1 protein-coding gene is annotated in these 263 nt (G+C 52.5%); it reads left to right on the top strand.

Going from position 1 to position 263, the window contains the following annotated elements; all coding sequences use genetic code 11:
* On the top strand, positions 1–263 hold a 263-nt coding region (locus HU720_RS24005), incomplete at both ends, for an immunoglobulin-like domain-containing protein (RefSeq protein WP_186523651.1).

The raw sequence follows: 263 nt of genomic DNA, 5'->3' as shown, positions 1-263 counted from the left end.
AAGATCACGTACACCGTGACCTTGACCAACCCGGCTGGCAGCGACGTCACCATCAAGCTGAGCAATGGCGAAACCATTACCATTGCCAAAGGCCAGACTGAAAACAGCATCTCGATTGATGCCCCGGCTGATGACGTCTACATCGACGCTGAAAAACTCAGCGTCACTGTGGATAAAGTCACTGGTGGCGACTTCGAGAAGCTGGTTGTGGATAACACCCCAGCCGTTACCGAAGTCACTGACACTATCGACACTTCGACTGT

It is taken from the genome of Pseudomonas sp. SWRI51 (genome assembly GCF_014268825.1).
GTDB lineage: Bacteria > Pseudomonadota > Gammaproteobacteria > Pseudomonadales > Pseudomonadaceae > Aquipseudomonas > Aquipseudomonas farsensis.
This window is presented reverse-complemented; position numbering and strand designations above follow the sequence as displayed.